A 17,744-nucleotide genomic window follows, 5' to 3' on the forward strand; every position below is an offset into this window, starting at 1 on the left:
CCTACTTCTTCACAATCCCCGCGATATCATTGGTGTTCATCAGATGATAATCGCCGTTCATGTCGGTATAGCTGGTCATACCGGTATCGCGGTCGCGATCCGGTTCGCCATGGGCGAAAAGCTGATCGCCGGCTTTGGTATTGATCACGTAATCGCCGGCGCAACCCGTCAATGTCAGCGCCAGAACCACAGCCATCAGGCAGGATAATTTCTTCATTGTTCAGTAGTTTCCCGTTGCAATCATCTGCCCGCATTACAAAACAACCTGCCGCAAGAAGCAAAGGATAAAAATGTCACCAGGCGTAATTGTGTGAACGGAGTGACTGATTTATCACGGCTCATTTTGGTGCACGCCGTTTTGCTATCCTCATTTTCGTCGCTTTTTAGCACCAGCTCAGTGCGGTGTGATCCCGTCGTCGTTTCTGTCAGTTGCCCGTAACGCGGGCTGAGCGCTATCTATACTCACAGAACCCGACACATTCTCAGAGCATTGGAAACACTGGCAGATATTTTGCTTATGTTTCTTACCTTTGATTAAACCTCGGGAAACCTTTCGTCTTTTGGCGTCAGCCGTGAATTTCAAAATCAAGCTTCAGAATTTTCTTTTTAGTTCAGGTTTCTACTCAAACACAGTGCTAAGGATCATGACGATGTCGATGAAATTTATGAAAAGTCCGCTCTCTTTGTTGCTGGCCGGTTGTCTGGTTACCGCTTTCTCCGCGCGTGCGGATATTTTGATTGGCGTTGCGGGTCCGTTTACCGGGCCGAATGCGACTTACGGTGATCAGTACTGGCACGGGGCCATGCAGGCTGCCGAAGACATTAATGCCGCAGGCGGGATTAATGGCGAGAAAATTAAACTGGTCCAGGGCGATGACGCCTGCGAACCGAAACAGGCGGTGGCGGTGGCTAACCGTTTAGTCGATCAGGATAAAGTGCAGGCCGTGGTCGGACATTTCTGTTCTTCCTCCACCATGCCTGCCTCCGAGGTGTATAACGACGCCGGAATTATCGCCATCACGCCGGGCTCCACCAACCCGCAAATCACCGAACGCGGCATGAGTGACATGTTCCGCATGTGTGGCCGTGACGACCAGCAAGGATTAGTGGCGAGCGATTACATCATCGATAAACTGAAAGCCAAAAAAGTGGTCATCATCCACGATAAAGATACCTACGGTCAGGGTCTGGCGGACGCCACCAAAGCGGCGCTCAACAAACGTGGCGTGAAAGAGGTGATGTATGAAGGCCTGTCGCGCGGAGAAAAAGACTTCAACGCGCTGGTGACAAAAATCAGTGCGCAGAAACCAGATGTGGTGTTCTTCGGCGGCTGCCATCCGGAAGCCGGTCCGTTAGTCCGCCAGATGCGTGAGCAGGGCGTTCAGGCGACCTTCTTCTCCGGCGACTGTATCGTTAACGAAGAAATGGTGACCGCAGCCGGCGGCCCGCAATACACCAACGGTATTCTGATGACCTTCGGTAAAGACCCGCGTCTGATCCCTGACGGCAAAGCCGTTATCGATAAATTCCGCGCCGGCAAATTTGAACCGGAAGGTTATACCCTCTATTCCTATGCGTCCGTTCAGGCCATTGCTGCCGCATTCAAAGCCACTGGCGGCAGCGATTCCGCCAAAGCCAGCGCCTGGCTGAAAGCCAACAGCGTCGATACCGTCATGGGTAAAAAATCCTGGGACAGTAAAGGCGACCTGAAAGTCTCTGATTACGTCGTATATAAATGGGATGACAAAGGCAAATATCAGGAAGTGAAAGAATAAAGCTGTTTGACTTGCCATTTTGAACCCGTGTCAGACCGCGCCTTAGCCAGGCGCGGTCACAAAAAGAGACAGCGTATTTATGGATTCTTTCTTCCTGCAACAACTGTTTAATGGCATCACGCTCGGTGCGGTTTACGGTCTCATCGCCATCGGCTACACCATGGTTTACGGCATTATCGGCATGATCAACTTTGCCCACGGCGAAGTGTATATGATTTCCGCCTACCTCTGCGCCATCGCGCTGGCGTTGCTTTCCTTCTTCGGGTTGCACTCCTTTCCGCTGCTGATCCTCGGCACGCTGGTGTTCACCATCGTGGTCACCGGCGTCTATGGCTGGGCGATTGAGCGCATTGCGTATAAACCGCTGCGAAACTCCACACGCCTTGCGCCGCTGATTTCGGCCATCGGTATGTCGCTGATTTTGCAGAACTACGCACAAATCAGTCAGGGGCCGCGACAGCAGGGGATCCCGACCATGCTGGACGGTGCCATCCGCTTTCATATCGGCGAAAGCTTTGTCCAGATGACCTACACCAAGCTGTTCATTCTGGTGGCCTCGCTTCTCGGAATGCTGGTGCTGTCGTGGATTATCAGTAATACCAAGCTCGGTCGCATGTGTCGTGCGGTGCAGCAGGACAGAAAAATGGCTTCAATTCTCGGCATCAACACTGACCGTATTATCTCGCTGGTTTTTATGATTGGGGCGGCGATGGCCGGGCTGGCGGGTGTGCTGGTTACCATGAATTACGGCACTTTCGATTTTTACGCCGGATTTATCATTGGTATTAAAGCGTTCACGGCGGCGGTATTAGGCGGCATTGGTTCGTTGCCGGGGGCGATGCTGGGCGGCCTGATTCTGGGGATCGCCGAAGCGCAGTTCTCAGGCATGGTGAACTCGGATTACAAAGATGTCTTTTCGTTTGGATTGCTGGTGGTGATCCTCATTTTCCGCCCTCAGGGTCTGCTGGGCCGTCCGGTCGTGACGAAAGTGTGAGGGAAATAAAATGACGACACAAACTGCTGTGAGCAGCGGATTTTCGCTTAAACGCTGCCTGCTGGATGCCATTTTCGCCGGGCTGGTGGCGCTGATTATTTTCGGGCCCGTCGTGGGTGTGGTGCTGGACGGCTATAGCTTTACCTTCCATTCCCAGCGGCTTGTCTGGATTATTGCCGCCGTCATGCTCGGGCGCTTTTTACTCAGTGCGTTCCTGGAAACCGCGAACGGGCAGAGAATGCGCGCGCGCTTCGAATCCGACAGCGCCGGCGTGTACGTTCGTCCGCCGGATTACAAAAGCAATCTGCGCTGGATATTGCCTCTGCTGATGGTGCTGGCAGTCTTCTTCCCGTTCGTGGCCACGAAATACATTCTGACCGTGGCAATTTTAGGGCTGATTTACGTGCTGCTGGGTCTCGGGCTGAATATTGTGGTCGGGCTGGCCGGGCTTTTGGATCTGGGATATGTCGCTTTTTATGCCATCGGCGCTTACGGGCTGGCGCTGGGATATCAGTATCTCGGCCTCGGATTCTGGTCGATGCTGCCGCTGGCTGCCTTGATGGCCGCGCTGGCGGGCGCGTTACTGGGCTTTCCGGTGCTGCGTATGCACGGCGATTATCTGGCGATTGTAACACTCGGTTTCGGCGAAATTATCCGCCTGGTGCTGACTAACTGGCTGTCATTTACCGGCGGCCCGAACGGTGTCTCCGCGCCGCCACCGACGTTTTTCGGTCTGGAATTTGGCCGGCGGGCGAAAGAGGGCGGCGTGCCGTTCCACGAGTTTTTCCATCTGACTTACAACCCGAACATGAAGTTTATTTTCATCTATGCAGTACTGGTTCTGGTGGTGTTGCTGGTGCTGTATATCAAACATCGTCTGACCCGCATGCCAATTGGCCGTGCGTGGGAAGCGCTGCGTGAAGACGAAATCGCCTGTCGCGCCATGGGGCTGAACCATGTGCTGGTAAAACTTTCGGCGTTTACGCTCGGCGCTTCAACCGCCGGGATCGCGGGCGTGTTTTTCGCCACGTATCAGGGATTCGTCAACCCGACCTCTTTTACCTTCTTCGAATCTGCGCTGATCCTCGCCATTGTGGTGCTGGGCGGAATGGGCTCGACCCTCGGCGTGGTGCTGGCGGCGTTTGTGCTCACCGTTGCGCCGGAGCTGCTGCGCAGTTTTGCCGAATATCGCGTGCTGCTGTTCGGTGTGCTGATGGTGGTGATGATGATCTGGCGTCCGCGCGGGTTAATCCGTATCAGCCGCAGCGGGTTTACCGTGCGTAAAGGAGTCGCGCCATGAGTGAAGCGTTAGCAGATAACAATATTCTGAGCGTCGAGCATTTACGCATGCATTTCGGCGGCATCAGAGCGTTAAACGATGTGAATCTGGCGGTTAAACGCGGCTCAATTACCGCGCTGATAGGCCCGAATGGCGCGGGGAAAACCACGGTATTTAACTGTCTGACCGGATTCTACAAAGCTTCTGGTGGCAATGTTTTCCTCAATACCCGCCGTCGCACCACCAATGTGATTCAGGTGCTTGGACAGAAATTCCAGCCAGATGACTGGATAAAACCCGCGCAACTGGGTAAGCGGATTTTCTACAAAATGTTTGGCGGCACGCATCTGGTGAACCGTGCAGGACTGGCGCGTACTTTCCAGAATATCCGGCTGTTTCGCGAAATGTCGGTGATCGAAAACCTGCTGGTCGCGCAGCATATGCAAACCAACCGTAATCTGATCGCCGGTGTGCTCAATACGCCCGCTTATCGCCGTGCGGAAAATCAGGCACTCGACCGGGCATTTTACTGGCTGGAAGTGGTGGAACTGGTCGATTGCGCCAACCGGCTGGCGGGCGAAATGTCATACGGTCAGCAACGGCGTCTGGAAATCGCGCGGGCGATGTGTACCGCGCCGGAAATGATTTGCCTCGATGAACCGGCGGCAGGGCTGAATCCGGTGGAAACGCGCACGCTGAGTAAAATCATCCGTTTTCTGCGCGATCACCACGACATCACCGTCCTGCTGATTGAACACGATATGGGCATGGTGATGGACATTTCCGACCACATCATCGTGCTCGACCACGGCGATGTGATTGCCGAAGGTTTGCCGCAAGCCATTCAAAATGATGAAAAAGTGATCGCCGCTTACCTGGGCGCCAGTGAAGATGAGGTCAGCCTGTGAACAATGCGATGCTGGAGTTTCGTGAGGTCGATGTTTTTTATGGCGCGATTCAGGCGCTGCAAAAAGTATCGTTGCAGGTTAACGAGGGTGAAACCGTGGCGCTGATCGGGGCGAACGGCGCAGGGAAATCGACGCTGCTGATGTCAATTTTCGGGCAGCCGCGCGTACAGAGCGGGCAGATACTGTTTCGCGGAGAAGATATCAGCCGTAAATCCACGCACTTTGTGGCGTCGGCCGGGATTGCGCAATCGCCGGAAGGGCGGCGCGTTTTCCCCGATATGACCGTCGAGGAGAACCTGCTGATGGGCACCATCCCGGTGGGAAATAAATATGCAGCGGAAGATTTGCAAACCATGTTCGATTTATTTCCCCGCCTGAAAGAGCGGCGGAAACAGCGCGCGATGACCATGTCCGGCGGTGAGCAGCAAATGCTGGCGATAGCGCGTGCGCTGATGAGCCGTCCGAAACTGTTATTGCTCGATGAACCCAGCCTCGGGCTGGCACCGATTATCGTTAAACAGATTTTCCAGACGCTGCGTGAACTGGCGCGCAACGGCATGACGATTTTTCTGGTTGAGCAAAATGCGCATCACGCCCTGAAGCTTTCCGACCGGGGCTATGTGATGGTCAACGGGCAGATACGTCTGAGCGGAAGCGGGGAAGCATTGTTGCATAATCAGGAGGTGCGTAAAGCCTACTTAGGCGGAATCTGATTTTTCCTTCTTTATGCCCGTAATGCCGCGTATTGCGGGCTTTCCCACAAATTTCTTTCTCAATTTTGCATCTCCCTCCACATTTCGCTCATACTGTTTGGCTATCATGCAATTCTTACAAATTGGTGACTGGAAAGTTAAATTTCTGAGTTATCATGCAGAGTTACCCATCAAAAATTTGTTAAAGATGAGTTTTTTAGGATGAATCAATGACCTGACGCAGTGTTAAAGCGTTGACCCTCGGGGGGCAACGGGCTATATAACGCTGTCCGTTTTTGGCATGAATTTTCCTGTCTCAAGGATCAAGGATGAAGTGAATGGCGAACGGGCCATTCATTCGATGAGTTGAACCGTCGGCGCTGCTCGTAAAACAGCAGAAATGGGTCGTAGCGTTTATTGTTTAATCAGACAGGGTGCTGAAATGGCTTCTGAGATAATTTCTTTTGTTTTATTTCTTTCCTCTATCTTTTTCTACGTCACCCGCGCGTCGGCCAGCCGTATCTGGTTTTCGCTCGTTCTGTTTTTCCTGGGGCTTTACGTCATCCTCAACGTCATTTTGATCGGCAGTAATTATTTTACTGGCGAAGGCATTACTGACGCCGTGCTTTACACCGTCACCAGCAGCCTGAAAGGCGCCGGGCTGAACAAATATATCCTGCCATTCATCGGTTTACTCGCTGGTCTGATTGCCGTTTTTGCCCTGCTGGCGTGGTGTCTGAAACAGCGTCGTGCTAAAAACAGCAGCGCGGTCTACAGCGTACTGGCCGTGGTGCTGGCGGTGTTCTCGGTCGGATCCACACAGGCTTTCCAGAATATTTCCCGTCTGGTAAAAACGCAGATCAGCGGCAATGGCGCGGACTTCGACACGTATTACAAAGTGCCGGAGAAAGTGGTGAAAGGCGCGAAAAAGCCGAATCTGGTTTACATCTATGGTGAAAGTCTGGAACGCACTTATTTTGATGACAAAGTGTTCCCCGGGCTGACCACCGAATTAAGCCGCCATAAAGCGCAAAGTATAGATTTTACCAATACCAAACAGGTTCCCGGCACCGGATATACCATCGCCGGCATGGTGGCTTCACAGTGTGGTATCCCGCTGTTTGCCCCGTTTGATGGCAATGCGTCCAGCGCATTAGCCACGTTCTATCCGGAAAACGTCTGTCTCGGCGACGTGCTGAAAGGTGCGGGTTATACCAACTATTTCTATCAGGGTGCGGAACTGGCATTTGCCGGTAAAGGCACTTTCCTGAAATCTCACGGTTTCGATCATCTGTATGGCTACAACGAACTGCGTCCGACCGTGGCTGACCCGGCGTATAAAAATGACTGGGGCTGGTATGACGACACGCTGCTTGACGAGGTTTATAAAAAATTCATCACGCTAAGCAAAGAGGGCAAGCCTTTCTCGCTGTTCACGCTGACGGTCGATACGCATCACCCGGACGGCTTTATTTCCCGTGGTTGTACCCGCAAAGACTATAAAGTGAACGGGAAATCCAATCAGTCACTGAGCGCGGTATCGTGCAGTCAGGAGCTGATTTCGGCATTTATCGACAAGATTAAAGCGTCAGGTTATTTCGATAACACCATCATTGTGGTGTCTTCCGACCATCTGGCGATGAACAACACCGCGTATAACATTCTGACCAAGCAAAACCGCAAGGACTTGTTCTTTGTGCTCGATGGCCGTAAACCGGTTGGCGATCTGAATGCCGCGAAACGCAGTACTCTTGATAACGGTGCCACGGTGCTTGATATCATGGGAGGCGACAACTACATCGGCCTGGGGCGTAGCGGTTTTTCCGCGACTTCCATGACCGCGCAGTTCCTCAATATTGATGACAAGGTGAATGCCTGGAAACCTGCGGTTATTAAACAGTGGGGCTTCCCGAACAGCATTAAAAATTACACGGTCAACAACAAGGACAACAGTTTCACGTTCTCCGGTATGACCATCAAAACGCCGTTCATCCTGAAAGTGACTGGCGAAAAAATTGAGCCTATGTTCGACGTCTATCTCTCCACGCCGCTGAAAAAACAGCTGGCCGGACTGGCAACCAGTGACAACTTTGTCTGGGTGGATAAATGCTACGAAATGGGGCGCGTCTGGGCACCGGAGCTTTCGCTCAATACCGGTCTTTGTGTGGCTTCCGGTAACCTGGGTGCGAAACCTTCTATCGTGCAGGCAACCGGCGACACCTTCAAAGGTAAAGTTGATTTCGCCAAAGACACCTCAGGCAGTAATGCGATTTACCAGCAAACGCTTCAGGCGCTCAATATTGACGATGAAGCAACGAAGTATCAGTCTCCGGCTATCGCCTTTATGGTGCCGGGTTTACCGGAGCAGGTGAAAGCGATTACCGGCGTTTCCACGGTGGAAAACTGGGGACGCTGGTCGGATGCGAATCTGGCGCCATCGGTGAAAATCGATTACGTCAAACCGTTGCCCACTACGTTTGATGTGGTGATCCGCGCGCGTGCTTACGGCAATAACATCGATAAGCCGGTCTCTGTCCGCGTGGGCGATCAGGAGCAATTTGTCACCTTCGGCGATCAGGACGGTATTGTGAAAGTGCAGTTCACCAACCCGGAAGCGGCGCAGAGTATTGTTATCACGCCACCGGCGCCGACCGAACCCACCGAAGGCACCAGTGGCGGTTTCCAGCCACGTAAACTGGGCATTGGCATGGTGTCACTGGAAGTTCAGCCGGTTGAAGAACCGCAATCCTGATAAGCGCGTGTGAGGCATTACGGCTGAAATGAAAACCCGCTCCGGCGGGTTTTTTTATAGGCTTTTTCAGAGGGGATTTCACACTGGACAGCGGTTAGGTGTCACTGTTATTGTGATAATGAGAATCACTATCAATTATTATCGGTCAAAATTTTATGTGCCAGGACGAGCGCTTCCTGTTCATCAGCCACCATCAGCATCCGGTAGCCCCAGAATTTTTCATAGGTCAGGGCGAAATCTTCTGCCGCAATCCGGTTGGCGGTGTCCGGTTCGATGTAAATACTGGCTTTAACCAGGGTGCGCAGCGCCACGCGGTTCACTTTCCGCCATTGCACGATAGCCTGCATTTCTTCTTTCGATTGCTCATGGCGCTCATTGCCAAGACCTTCATCATTGATGAAAACGAAGGGCTGATTGCGTTCCAGCAGGGCATCAAAGTGGGCAAAAGGAGAGGAGTTGCTGCCATCAACCGGGGTGGCTTTAAACTGCAAGCGGACGACGGGAAACTGGTCGGCATTAATAAACATGGTGTTGCTCCTGGAATATAAAGTGGCAACGCGGGGGGCGCTTCCCGCAGAGGTGCTTACCTTACCCGACCCGCTTGCGCACAGTCATTGCACAGAATCGCCAGACTATTGTTCATTCCGGCCAGATCCGGTTCCTGTTGAGGAGACACTTTTATGATGTCGGTTTCACTGAGCGCCACATCCCGCAGCCAGCCTTCCGCCACCTTTGATGTGGATAACGTGCCGCGCCCGGTTGTATTGCTCAATGCCACTGTTGCCTCACAAAACTGGGAATATGCCCGCCACAGTCACCGCCGTGCGCAACTGTTCTATACCCTTCGCGGCATCCTGAATTGTGAAATTGAACAGGGCGTATGGATTGTGCCGCCACAATGCGCGGTGTGGATCCCGGGTAATCTGCCGCATGTGGCAAGGGGAACGGAGGAAACCGAATGCTACTGCCTGTTTATCGAACCGGGAACGGCGGCGAATTTACCGCAAAGCTGTTGCACGATAGCGGTTTCACCTTTGCTGCGTGAGCTGATGCAGAAGGCGACACAATTTCCTGAGCTGTATGCTGAAGAAGGGCGGGAAGGGCGACTCATTGCCACCCTGATCGATGAGATTTCCGCAGCACCCGCTGAGGGGCTCAATCTTCCGATGCCAAAAGATGCGCGGCTGAAGCGGCTGACCACATTGCTGCTGGCCAATCCCTCAGACAAAATCCGGCTCCGTGAATGGGCCACGCGGATTGGCATGAGCGAGCGCAATATGAGCCGGTTGCTGATGCAGGAAATAGGGATGAGTTTTGGTCGCTGGCGGCGTCAGTTGCATGTGATCCTCTCCCTGCAGCGACTTTCACAGGGCGAAAGTGTTCAGACCGTCGCGCTCGATCTGGGCTATGAAAATGCCAGTGGTTTTGTCACGATGTTCCGTAAAGCCGTCGGAAAACCCCCCGCCAGATACCTTGCAGAACACGAATAAATCCGCCATGAGGCCTTAGCTCTTTTATCGAATTACTATCCCGTTTTAGTTATTCGTTTTCGAAATATGTATCATTAAAACAATATTATAAAGAAATAAGCCGATGGGTATACTCGCCAAATTCCTGCACTAAAACACAGCCCGGTGCAGGCCTCTCATCACACTTTTGGGGATACCTATGCGCAAGACATTAAACACAGCTAAGACCCGTATTAACCGTGCATTTTTGCTGGCCGCCACGTCTGCGGCCATTCTCTCCGGTACCGTGCTGGCGCCGCTGAGTGCGGCACACGCCGCCGATAAAACCACTATAAAAGTCGGCATTATCAGCGGGGAGGATGAAGATGTCTGGCGTGAAGTGGTGAAGCAGGCGGCTGCGAAAGGGCTGACCGTGAAACCGGTTATTTTCAATGATTACAACCAGCCGAACGAAGCGCTGCAAAATGGCGAAGTCGATGCCAATGCCTTCCAGCATCAGCCATTCCTTGATAATCAGATCAAAGTGAATCATTACAACATCGTGCGCGTTGGCGATACCGCCGTGTGGCCAATCGGTTTGTATTCCAAAAAAGTAAAATCAGCCGATGAACTGAAAGAAGGCGCGGTGATTGGTGTACCCAACGATCCGTCAAATGAAGCCCGTGGCCTGATCCTGCTCCAGCAGTCTGGCGTCATTAAGCTTAAACCCGGTGCCGGTATTTTTGCGACTACCGCTGACATCACCGAGAACCCGCGCCATGTGACCATTAAGGAGCTGGATTCCGGCATTATTGGCCGTTCCGTCCCTGATTTAGACGCGGCGATTGTGAATACCGACTGGGCGCTGAAAAGTGGTCTGACGCCTGCCGACCGAATCGCGCAGGAGCCGGTAAAAGGTAATCCTTACAACAACTTTATTGCGGTGAAAACAGAGAATGTTAACGCGCCGTGGGTGAAAACGCTGGTCAGTTCTTACCAGAATGATGCCGTCAAACAGGAGTTTGATAAGGTTTATAAAGGCACCGGCGTGACGGCCTGGTAAGGATGTAAAAGCATGACAATAATCACTGAGACCGGGGCGCAGTTTACCGCGACGTCCCCGGAAAAGGACAATGCCCGCCGCCCTCTGGCGGGCACTCCGGCACAGACTGACCGGATTGCTGACAAGGATGCTGCACAAAATGTGGTGCGGTTGCATCAGGTCAGCCGCCGGTTTGGGGAAACTCAGGCCCTGAACGGCGTGTCATTAACGGTAAAACGGGGCGAAATTCTTGGGATTATTGGCCGCAGCGGGGCAGGAAAATCGACCCTGATCCGCTGTCTTAACGGGCTGGAGCAACCGGATGACGGTGTGATCGAAATCGAAGGTCACGCCATCACCGGGCTGAGTGAAAAACAGTGGCAGTCGGTGCGCAGCCGCGTCGGGATGGTGTTTCAGCATTTCAATTTGCTGTCGGCCAAAACCGTTGAGCAGAACGTCGCACTGCCGCTGAAAATTGCCGGTTTCGACAAGGCACGACGTCAGGCGCGTGTCGCCGAATTGCTGGCGCTGGTCGGGCTGGAAGATAAAGCCAAAAGTTATCCGGCAGCATTGTCCGGCGGCCAAAAACAGCGTGTCGGCATTGCCCGCGCGCTGGCGGCCAGCCCGGCGCTGTTGCTGTGTGATGAAGCCACGTCGGCACTGGATCCTGAAACGACCCGCTCAATTCTCGCGCTTCTCCAGTCACTGAATCAGAAATTGGGGATCACGATTTTGCTGATCACCCATGAGATGGAAGTGATCAAGAAAATCGCCCATCGCGTGGCGGTGATTAACGCCGGTGAAATTATTGAAGAAGGCCCTGTGTGGCAGGTATTTGCCCATCCGCAGTCGCAACTCACCCGCACATTATTGCAGGGCCTTCTGCCTCAGTTACCGGAAGCGCTGGCCGATGAACTGACGGCTGATCGTCAGGGGCAGGCGATTTACAGCGTGCAGTATGCCGGACAGGGCAGTCAGGGGGAGATCATCACCCAGATGGCGGCGGAATTACCGGGTAAGTTCCGGCTCATTCAGGGCGGTGTGGATCACATTCAGCATTACGCTATCGTGCGTTTTTTCTACTCGGTACCGGTGGCTGATACAGCCGCCGAGCAGGCCGTTTTACACTGGCTGCAACAGCGCCAGGCAACTGTGGAGCTGACGGGCTATGTCTCCGGTAATGCTTGACCTTTTATTCAATGCCGTCCAGGAAACGCTGCTGATGACGGCGGTTTCAGGTTTGTTTTCACTGATTGCCGGTTTGCCGCTCGGATTGATTCTGGTGATGAGCAGCCCGGGAGGGATTGCTGAAAATCACTGGGTTAACCGCTCGCTCGGGCTGGTGATCAACGGTTTCCGTTCATTGCCGTTCATCATTTTGCTGGTAGCACTGATACCGGTGACCCGTTTTCTGGTCGGAACTTCCCTGGGCACGTGGGCGGCGATTGTTCCGCTTTCCATTACCGCCACGCCGTATTTCGCCCGTGTGGCCGAAGTGTCGCTGCGGGATGTGGATCGCGGGCTGATAGATGCGGTGCGTGCAATGGGTGCCAGCAAACTGCGTATTGTCTGGGACGTACTGATCCCCGAAGCATTACCGGGAATTTTGTCCGGATTTGTCGTCACACTGGTCGCGCTGATTGGGGCCTCGGCGATGGCGGGCGCAATTGGCGCGGGCGGATTGGGTGACCTGGCAATCCGGTACGGCTATCAGCGCTTTGAAACCGTGGTGATGGTGGAAGTGATTGTGGTGCTGATTGTCATCGTCTGCGGCATTCAGTGGCTGGGCGATCGCATTGTGGCGCGCGTGGACAAACGTCATTAAAAAAGCCGGTCGTCATCGGGCGACCGGCTTTATCAGATTGGCTCAAAAATGCTACATCTCACTGCGTGAGCGCCAGCGCTCACGGGCCATAAAACTTTTGACACCCACATCCAGGAACGGGCGCGGCGGCAGAAAATTTGCGCGTCCGACCGCTGCCATATCCGCCAGCAGCGGGTTATCTTCACCCAGCGCATGTTCTGCCAGCAAACGGCCAAACGCGCTCTGTTTCGAGCTGCCGGAACCGTTACAGCCTGCCGACGAATAGACATTCTCCGATAAATTCCCCCACACCGGTGCGCCATTACGCGTAATGCTGATCAGCCCTGACCAGGTGTAGGCCATATTCACATCCTGCAATTGCGGGTAAATCCGCGCAAACAGCTGCTGATGACGGCGCGCGTGGCGGCCGGTTTCCACCGCACTGGTCACCAGACCCGGCGCAAAATTGACGTGCTCGCGGATCAGGAAACGGTGGTCTGAGGTATAACGCAACGTTGCGCCCGCCAGCGCATTCACCGGTGTAGATCCCCACGCAGAGATATTGCCAATAAGTCGGCGCTGTTCCGGTGTCAGCGGCTCGGTGAGCGTCGCAAAAGTCGACATTGCGAATACGTTACCTTTGAACAGCGGCAGCCCGCGGGCGGCACCGTTAATCGCCAGCATCAGTTTACGGGCGCGGACTTCACCGTGCGGCGTTTCGGCGCGGATCGTACCCTGTGTATCAATCTGCAAAGCCGGGGAATGGGCATAAACCGTGACATTTTCCGGCAGTGTCGCCACTAAACCGCTGATCAGCGCCGCCGGATTGACCAGAATGCAGTTCGGCGTATACACCGCACTGCGGTAGAAACTTGTGCCCAGACGCTGTTTCAGGGCGGCGTTATCCAGATATTCAAAGCTCTCGCCGAGCGTGGTCAGCTCTTTCTGATAATGCGCAATCTCGCCGTCAAACTGTTCGCTCACGGCGCAATGGTATTTCCCCGAATTCAGCCAGTCGCACGCAATATCATGCTTATCGACGGTCTCTTTCAGATGATGCAGACCGTACTGCAACAAACGCCGGTACGCATTGGCGTGTTCCAGCTCAGCCGATGTGCTGCCCACGGTATGCGGTAAATCAATGACAAAGCCGGAGTTGCGCGCCGAGGCGTTATCGGCCACGTCGAGCGCCTCAAGCACCACGACATGCTCATGCGGACGAAGCTCTGCAATCCGGCGGGCAAAAGCCAGCCCGGCAAATCCTGCGCCGATCACCAGCCAGTCTGCCGTTACCTTGCTATGCAGGGCCGGATGACGTGTTGTGTCGCCACGCAGCGCCGCCCAGCCGTTGATATTCTGATCGAGTGGTAAGTTTTTAATTTTCATTTGCGACATCAAATTGTTATCCCGGGTGGTTCGATCCTAAGTTATGGACGTTTAGATGTCTAATGCACAATGATGATAAACATATATTCGTCTCACGGCAGGGCGAGCAGGCAGGCGAAAATCAGGACAAAGTGAATATTAAGTAACCAGATGGCGGGGAGGTTAACTTGCCAGAATGCGCGCGGGTGCTTGAGGCTTATGGGTCTTGAGCAGTGTTGTTCAAGGCGTAATAAGAAGAAAGCCCCGGGTTAATTTTTTCAATCAACCCGAGGCTACCCACCACGCCTAGACAACGTCAGGTTAGCCACATAGATGCAGAAATGCAACGGAGGTTAAGATGGCGCGAAAGCTGATTTTGTACGGGCTCATGGTGATTTTTTTCACGTTATTGGCTTGGACCTGGATGGTGCGTGATTCGCTGTGCGAGTTGCCTGTTAAGCAGGGAAATACGGAAATTGCGGCAGTCTTAAGCGACGAAATTAACGGCTAACCGTAAAGTGGAGTTCGCCCCACCTTTTCGGATGTTGCCAAAGCAGGTTGACCTCAGACATCCATTTGCAGAAAACGCAAAAACAAAAAGGCCCGAATTTTCATTCGGGCCTTCTCGTATTGTGTGGTGGAGAGAGAGGGGTTCGAACCCTCGATACGATTGCTCATATACACACTTTCCAGGCGTGCTCCTTCAGCCACTCAGACACCTCTCCAGTCGTCGGCTACACCGCAGTGCTGCTGACCGGCGCTAATGTAGGGAAAACCGCGTTCAGCGTCAACCTTCTTTTTGCAGGTTCTGTGCTGTTTAGACAAACTTAGAGCAGTTTGCTGATTTAGAGACCAAAAACTGTATTAAGGATGACCAGTTTGTCGTAAGTCACGCAACGTCATTAATTCCGCTTATGCTTGTGAATACATAATTAGATTAACTGCATAAAAGTGCGATTAAGCAGCAAACACTTCCCGTTACGGCTAAATAGCAAAATATGTTGTGAAAATAGCCAGTCTCGAAGGTATAACAATGGATTCCAAAAAAATGCTTCGTATAAAAACTGGGCTAGTTAAAACCAGAAGCAGAATAAATCCACACAACGGGACAGGGGTTCTTACTTGAGTCAGTCAAATAACGCGACAGCGTCGCAGCACCGCACGGCAATACCTGCCGGCGCGGGCACATTATTCTTCGTTCAGACTTTCGCGACGCTCGGCTTCGCGGTGCTGTATTCCACTCTGGTGCTGTATGCCACAAAAAAACTCGGTTTCAGCGAAGATAACGCCAACGCCATTATGGGCGTGTTCGGTGCATTCAACTATGGCCTGCATATGTTTGGCGGTTATCTCGGCGGTCGTTATCTGAGTAACCGTAACCTGTTTGTGCTGGGCATGGTGTTGCAGGTCTTTGGTTGTGCGCTGATTGCGCTGGAAGGTGTAACCGGCCTTTACTGGGGGCTGGCGATGTTCCTGACCGGCAGCGGGCTAAACGTGACTTGCCTGAATATGATGCTGACGCAGCGTTTTGCACCGGATGATGACCGCCGCGAATCGGCGTTCCTGTGGAATTATGCCGGGATGAATCTGGGCTTCTTTATTGGTTTCGCGGTTGCCGGTTATTTCCAGCTGAGCGAAAACTATCGCGCGCTGTTCCTGTTTGCCACGCTGGGCAACGTGGCGGCGGTGGTTGTGACGCTGTCTCGCTGGTCGATTCTGGCCGATATCAGCACGCCGCTTAAAGAAGCCAGCCGCGGTCAGTTGCTGCGCCGTATGGCTGCCGGTATCGCCATTTTAATCGTCCTCGTGCCAGTTATCCGACTGTTGCTAACCCACGCAGAGTTCAGCAGTTATTTTGTGGTTGCACTGGGCATTATCATTTTCGCGTTAATGACGCTGGTCACTTTCCGTCACCGCCAGGCTGATGAACGCCGCCGCATGAAAGCGTACCTGCTGCTGGCGCTGGGTTCGCTGGTATTCTGGACGCTGTATCAGCTGGCCCCGATGGGGTTGATGCTGTTCTCTGAAAACAACATCAATCTGAACGTTTACGGCATCCGCGTGGCACCGCAGTGGATCCAGAATATTAATACCATTGTGATTGTTATCGGCGGCCCGCTGATGGCGCTGTGGTTCAATAAATTGCGTCAGCGCGGCTGGAAAATTGATGTTCCGGCACAGTTTTCGGCTTCTTTATTCTGCATGGGGCTGGGAATGCTGGTTCTGCCGCTGGGGATCCATCTGGCGGGCGGCGACGGGCTGGTGGCGTTTAAATGGATTGCCATCAGCTATCTGCTGCAAAGCATTGGTGAGTTGCTGATTTCTCCTATCGGTTACGCGATGATTGGCAAACTGGCCCCGGCGCGCTATCAGGGCGTGATGATGGGCTGCTGGATGATGGTGACCGGCGTGGCTTCGGTGCTCGCCAGCTACATCTCCGGCCTGATGCCGCAAAACGAAGGCAGTACGCCGGTGCTGACTAACCCGGGCTACAGCGAAGTCTTCAATGTGCTTGGCTGGGGTTCTGTTATCACCGGTGTGGTTCTTCTGGTTCTGATCCCGCTTTTACGCCGGATGATCCGCCGCGAGCCTGCCGTTGCCTGACCTGAACGACAACGCTATCAGTGAATCTTCAAGCCCCGATTTTCGGGGCTTTTTCTTTTTTCGGCCTCAGGGTTGCATCCTGATGATATTCAGGGAAATCTATCAGCTCACAGGAGGCGTCCCCGATGAACATTATTTTTTACCACCCGACATTTGATGCAAAGCCCTGGATTGACGGAATAACAAAACGCATACCGCAGGCCAGAATGCGCGTATGGAACGCCGCAGACCACGAACCCGCCGATTACGCGCTGGTCTGGCGGCCACCACACGCCATGCTGGCCCCGCGCAAGATGCTCAAGGGCATTTTTGCCCTCGGCGCAGGCGTGGATGCCATTCTCACGCAGGAACAACACCAGCCGGGCACATTGCCCGCCGGTGTGCCTCTGATTCGTCTTGAAGACACCGGGATGTCGTTGCAGATGCAGGAATACGCGCTGGCCAGCGTGTTGCGGTATTTCCGCCGCATGGATGAATACCAGTTGTTCCAGCAACAAAAACAATGGCGGCCACTGGCACCGCATTCACGTGGTGAATTTACTGTCGGTATTCTTGGTGCTGGCGTGCTGGGCAGCAGCGTAGCGAAAGCGCTGGTGGATCTGCAATTCACCGTGCGCACCTGGAGTCGTAGCGGGAAATCTCAGGACGGCGTGCAAAGCTTTTACGGAGACGATCAGCTGGGGGCATTTACGACCGGCTGCAAGGTGCTGATTAACCTGCTGCCGAATACGCCGCACACCGCCGGGATCCTCAATCATCAACTGTTCACAAATCTGCAGCATAATGCTTATCTGATTAACCTGGGACGCGGCGGACATCTGGTGGAAGGTGATTTGCTGCGCGCACTGGACAACGGGCAGATTGCTGCCGCCACGCTCGACGTTTTTGCCGAAGAGCCGTTGCCAGGCATGCATCCGTTCTGGTCGCATCCGCGCGTCAGCATCACGCCGCACGTGGGTGCGGATACTTTGCCGGAAGAAGCGATGGACAGCATTGCGGCGAATATTCTCGCTATTGAAGCAGGACGGGAACCGGCAGGGCGTGTTTGCCTCGACCGGGGTTATTAACGTTCATCTGCTAA

At 53.6% G+C, this 17,744-nt stretch carries 16 protein-coding genes and 1 tRNA gene; 13 read left to right on the forward strand and 4 right to left on the reverse strand.

The genetic code is table 11. The annotated features are described in order from the left end of the window. Position 1: 1 nt before the first annotated feature. A complete protein-coding gene (locus tag GW579_RS00655; protein WP_152325768.1) occupies positions 2 to 217 on the reverse strand; it encodes a YgdI/YgdR family lipoprotein in 216 nt (71 codons plus the stop codon). Between the two features lie 433 nt (positions 218 to 650). Between GW579_RS00655 and GW579_RS00660 the strand changes: the two genes are divergently transcribed. The 6 genes from GW579_RS00660 (at position 651) to opgB (ending at position 8,400) form a co-directional block, all read left to right on the forward strand. Continuing rightward, complete coding sequence (locus GW579_RS00660; protein WP_165056953.1) at positions 651 to 1,775, forward strand: branched-chain amino acid ABC transporter substrate-binding protein; 1,125 nt, start codon at positions 651 to 653, stop codon at positions 1,773 to 1,775. Positions 1,776 to 1,854: 79 nt separating this feature from the next. Continuing rightward, positions 1,855 to 2,769: an ABC transporter permease subunit gene (locus GW579_RS00665; RefSeq protein WP_152325770.1), complete on the forward strand. Its 915-nt coding sequence runs from the start codon at positions 1,855 to 1,857 to the stop codon at positions 2,767 to 2,769. Positions 2,770 to 2,779: 10 nt separating this feature from the next. Further along, positions 2,780 to 4,069 carry a high-affinity branched-chain amino acid ABC transporter permease LivM gene (gene livM, locus GW579_RS00670; protein ID WP_165056955.1) on the forward strand — a complete coding sequence of 430 codons (1,290 nt, stop codon included), beginning with the start codon at positions 2,780 to 2,782 and terminating at the stop codon, positions 4,067 to 4,069. Further along, positions 4,066 to 4,956, forward strand: coding sequence for an ABC transporter ATP-binding protein (locus GW579_RS00675; RefSeq protein ID WP_152325772.1), 891 nt, complete (start codon positions 4,066 to 4,068; stop codon positions 4,954 to 4,956). The genes livM and GW579_RS00675 overlap by 4 nt, the downstream gene beginning before the upstream one ends. An 8-nt stretch (positions 4,957 to 4,964) precedes the next feature. Beyond that, the gene (locus GW579_RS00680; protein ID WP_206738772.1) at positions 4,965 to 5,669 is read left to right on the forward strand and encodes an ABC transporter ATP-binding protein; all 705 of its coding nucleotides are present in this window, start codon (positions 4,965 to 4,967) and stop codon (positions 5,667 to 5,669) included. 421 nt (positions 5,670 to 6,090) lie between these two features. After that, complete coding sequence (gene opgB, locus GW579_RS00685) at positions 6,091 to 8,400, forward strand: phosphatidylglycerol--membrane-oligosaccharide glycerophosphotransferase (protein WP_165056957.1); 2,310 nt, start codon at positions 6,091 to 6,093, stop codon at positions 8,398 to 8,400. A gap of 131 nt (positions 8,401 to 8,531) precedes the next feature. On the opposite strand, the gene GW579_RS00690 is transcribed toward opgB, so the two are convergent. Beyond that, a complete protein-coding gene (locus GW579_RS00690; protein WP_165056959.1) occupies positions 8,532 to 8,927 on the reverse strand; it encodes a hypothetical protein in 396 nt (131 codons plus the stop codon). A gap of 153 nt (positions 8,928 to 9,080) precedes the next feature. Between GW579_RS00690 and GW579_RS00695 the strand changes: the two genes are divergently transcribed. The 4 genes from GW579_RS00695 to GW579_RS00710 all read left to right on the forward strand — a co-directional run bounded on the left by GW579_RS00695 (position 9,081) and on the right by GW579_RS00710 (position 12,715). After that, positions 9,081 to 9,890, forward strand: a complete 810-nt coding sequence (locus GW579_RS00695) for an AraC family transcriptional regulator (RefSeq protein WP_235937298.1) — start codon at positions 9,081 to 9,083, stop codon at positions 9,888 to 9,890. Positions 9,891 to 10,068: 178 nt separating this feature from the next. Then, positions 10,069 to 10,911 (forward strand): MetQ/NlpA family ABC transporter substrate-binding protein, encoded by an 843-nt coding sequence (locus tag GW579_RS00700; RefSeq protein WP_165056961.1) that lies wholly within the window; start codon positions 10,069 to 10,071, stop codon positions 10,909 to 10,911. Positions 10,912 to 10,923: 12 nt separating this feature from the next. Next, entirely contained in the window at positions 10,924 to 12,078 is a 1,155-nt protein-coding gene (locus GW579_RS00705) for a methionine ABC transporter ATP-binding protein (protein ID WP_165056964.1), read from the forward strand. Next, positions 12,059 to 12,715: a methionine ABC transporter permease gene (locus GW579_RS00710; protein ID WP_152325778.1), complete on the forward strand. Its 657-nt coding sequence runs from the start codon at positions 12,059 to 12,061 to the stop codon at positions 12,713 to 12,715. Before GW579_RS00705 ends, GW579_RS00710 begins: the two co-directional genes overlap by 20 nt. 51 nt (positions 12,716 to 12,766) lie before the next feature. Here GW579_RS00710 and GW579_RS00715 read toward each other — a convergent pair whose 3' ends face one another. Next, complete coding sequence (locus GW579_RS00715; protein ID WP_165058657.1) at positions 12,767 to 14,080, reverse strand: NAD(P)/FAD-dependent oxidoreductase; 1,314 nt, start codon at positions 14,078 to 14,080, stop codon at positions 12,767 to 12,769. 337 nt (positions 14,081 to 14,417) lie between these two features. Between GW579_RS00715 and GW579_RS00720 the strand changes: the two genes are divergently transcribed. Continuing rightward, a complete protein-coding gene (locus GW579_RS00720; protein WP_165056965.1) occupies positions 14,418 to 14,570 on the forward strand; it encodes a Hok/Gef family protein in 153 nt (50 codons plus the stop codon). A gap of 124 nt (positions 14,571 to 14,694) precedes the next feature. On the opposite strand, the gene GW579_RS00725 is transcribed toward GW579_RS00720, so the two are convergent. Continuing rightward, positions 14,695 to 14,784: transfer RNA gene (locus GW579_RS00725), tRNA-Ser, on the reverse strand. 397 nt (positions 14,785 to 15,181) lie between these two features. Here GW579_RS00725 and GW579_RS00730 point away from each other — a divergent pair. Further along, positions 15,182 to 16,663 (forward strand): peptide MFS transporter, encoded by a 1,482-nt coding sequence (locus GW579_RS00730; protein ID WP_165056968.1) that lies wholly within the window; start codon positions 15,182 to 15,184, stop codon positions 16,661 to 16,663. Positions 16,664 to 16,788: 125 nt separating this feature from the next. Further along, the gene (ghrA, locus tag GW579_RS00735; protein WP_165056970.1) at positions 16,789 to 17,730 is read left to right on the forward strand and encodes a glyoxylate/hydroxypyruvate reductase GhrA; all 942 of its coding nucleotides are present in this window, start codon (positions 16,789 to 16,791) and stop codon (positions 17,728 to 17,730) included. The last annotated feature ends 14 nt before the right edge of the window (positions 17,731 to 17,744 follow it).

The organism is Rahnella contaminans (assembly GCF_011065485.1).
Taxonomy (GTDB): Bacteria; Pseudomonadota; Gammaproteobacteria; order Enterobacterales; family Enterobacteriaceae; genus Rahnella; species Rahnella contaminans.

Bases quoted from the DNA above. Each gene is read 5' to 3' on its own strand.
- ghrA (WP_165056970.1), top strand. From the start codon at position 16,789: ATGAACATTATTTTTTACCACCCGACATTTGATGCAAAGCCCTGGATT.
- GW579_RS00720 (WP_165056965.1), top strand. From the start codon at position 14,418: ATGGCGCGAAAGCTGATTTTGTACGGGCTCATGGTGATTTTTTTCACG.
- GW579_RS00680 (WP_206738772.1), top strand. From the start codon at position 4,965: ATGCTGGAGTTTCGTGAGGTCGATGTTTTTTATGGCGCGATTCAGGCG.
- GW579_RS00675 (WP_152325772.1), top strand. From the start codon at position 4,066: ATGAGTGAAGCGTTAGCAGATAACAATATTCTGAGCGTCGAGCATTTA.
- GW579_RS00660 (WP_165056953.1), top strand. From the start codon at position 651: ATGTCGATGAAATTTATGAAAAGTCCGCTCTCTTTGTTGCTGGCCGGT.
- GW579_RS00690 (WP_165056959.1), bottom strand. From the start codon at position 8,927: ATGTTTATTAATGCCGACCAGTTTCCCGTCGTCCGCTTGCAGTTTAAA.
- GW579_RS00715 (WP_165058657.1), bottom strand. From the start codon at position 14,080: ATGAAAATTAAAAACTTACCACTCGATCAGAATATCAACGGCTGGGCG.
- GW579_RS00695 (WP_235937298.1), top strand. From the start codon at position 9,081: ATGATGTCGGTTTCACTGAGCGCCACATCCCGCAGCCAGCCTTCCGCC.
- GW579_RS00700 (WP_165056961.1), top strand. From the start codon at position 10,069: ATGCGCAAGACATTAAACACAGCTAAGACCCGTATTAACCGTGCATTT.
- GW579_RS00710 (WP_152325778.1), top strand. From the start codon at position 12,059: ATGTCTCCGGTAATGCTTGACCTTTTATTCAATGCCGTCCAGGAAACG.
- GW579_RS00705 (WP_165056964.1), top strand. From the start codon at position 10,924: ATGACAATAATCACTGAGACCGGGGCGCAGTTTACCGCGACGTCCCCG.
- GW579_RS00665 (WP_152325770.1), top strand. From the start codon at position 1,855: ATGGATTCTTTCTTCCTGCAACAACTGTTTAATGGCATCACGCTCGGT.
- opgB (WP_165056957.1), top strand. From the start codon at position 6,091: ATGGCTTCTGAGATAATTTCTTTTGTTTTATTTCTTTCCTCTATCTTT.
- livM (WP_165056955.1), top strand. From the start codon at position 2,780: ATGACGACACAAACTGCTGTGAGCAGCGGATTTTCGCTTAAACGCTGC.
- GW579_RS00655 (WP_152325768.1), bottom strand. From the start codon at position 217: ATGAAGAAATTATCCTGCCTGATGGCTGTGGTTCTGGCGCTGACATTG.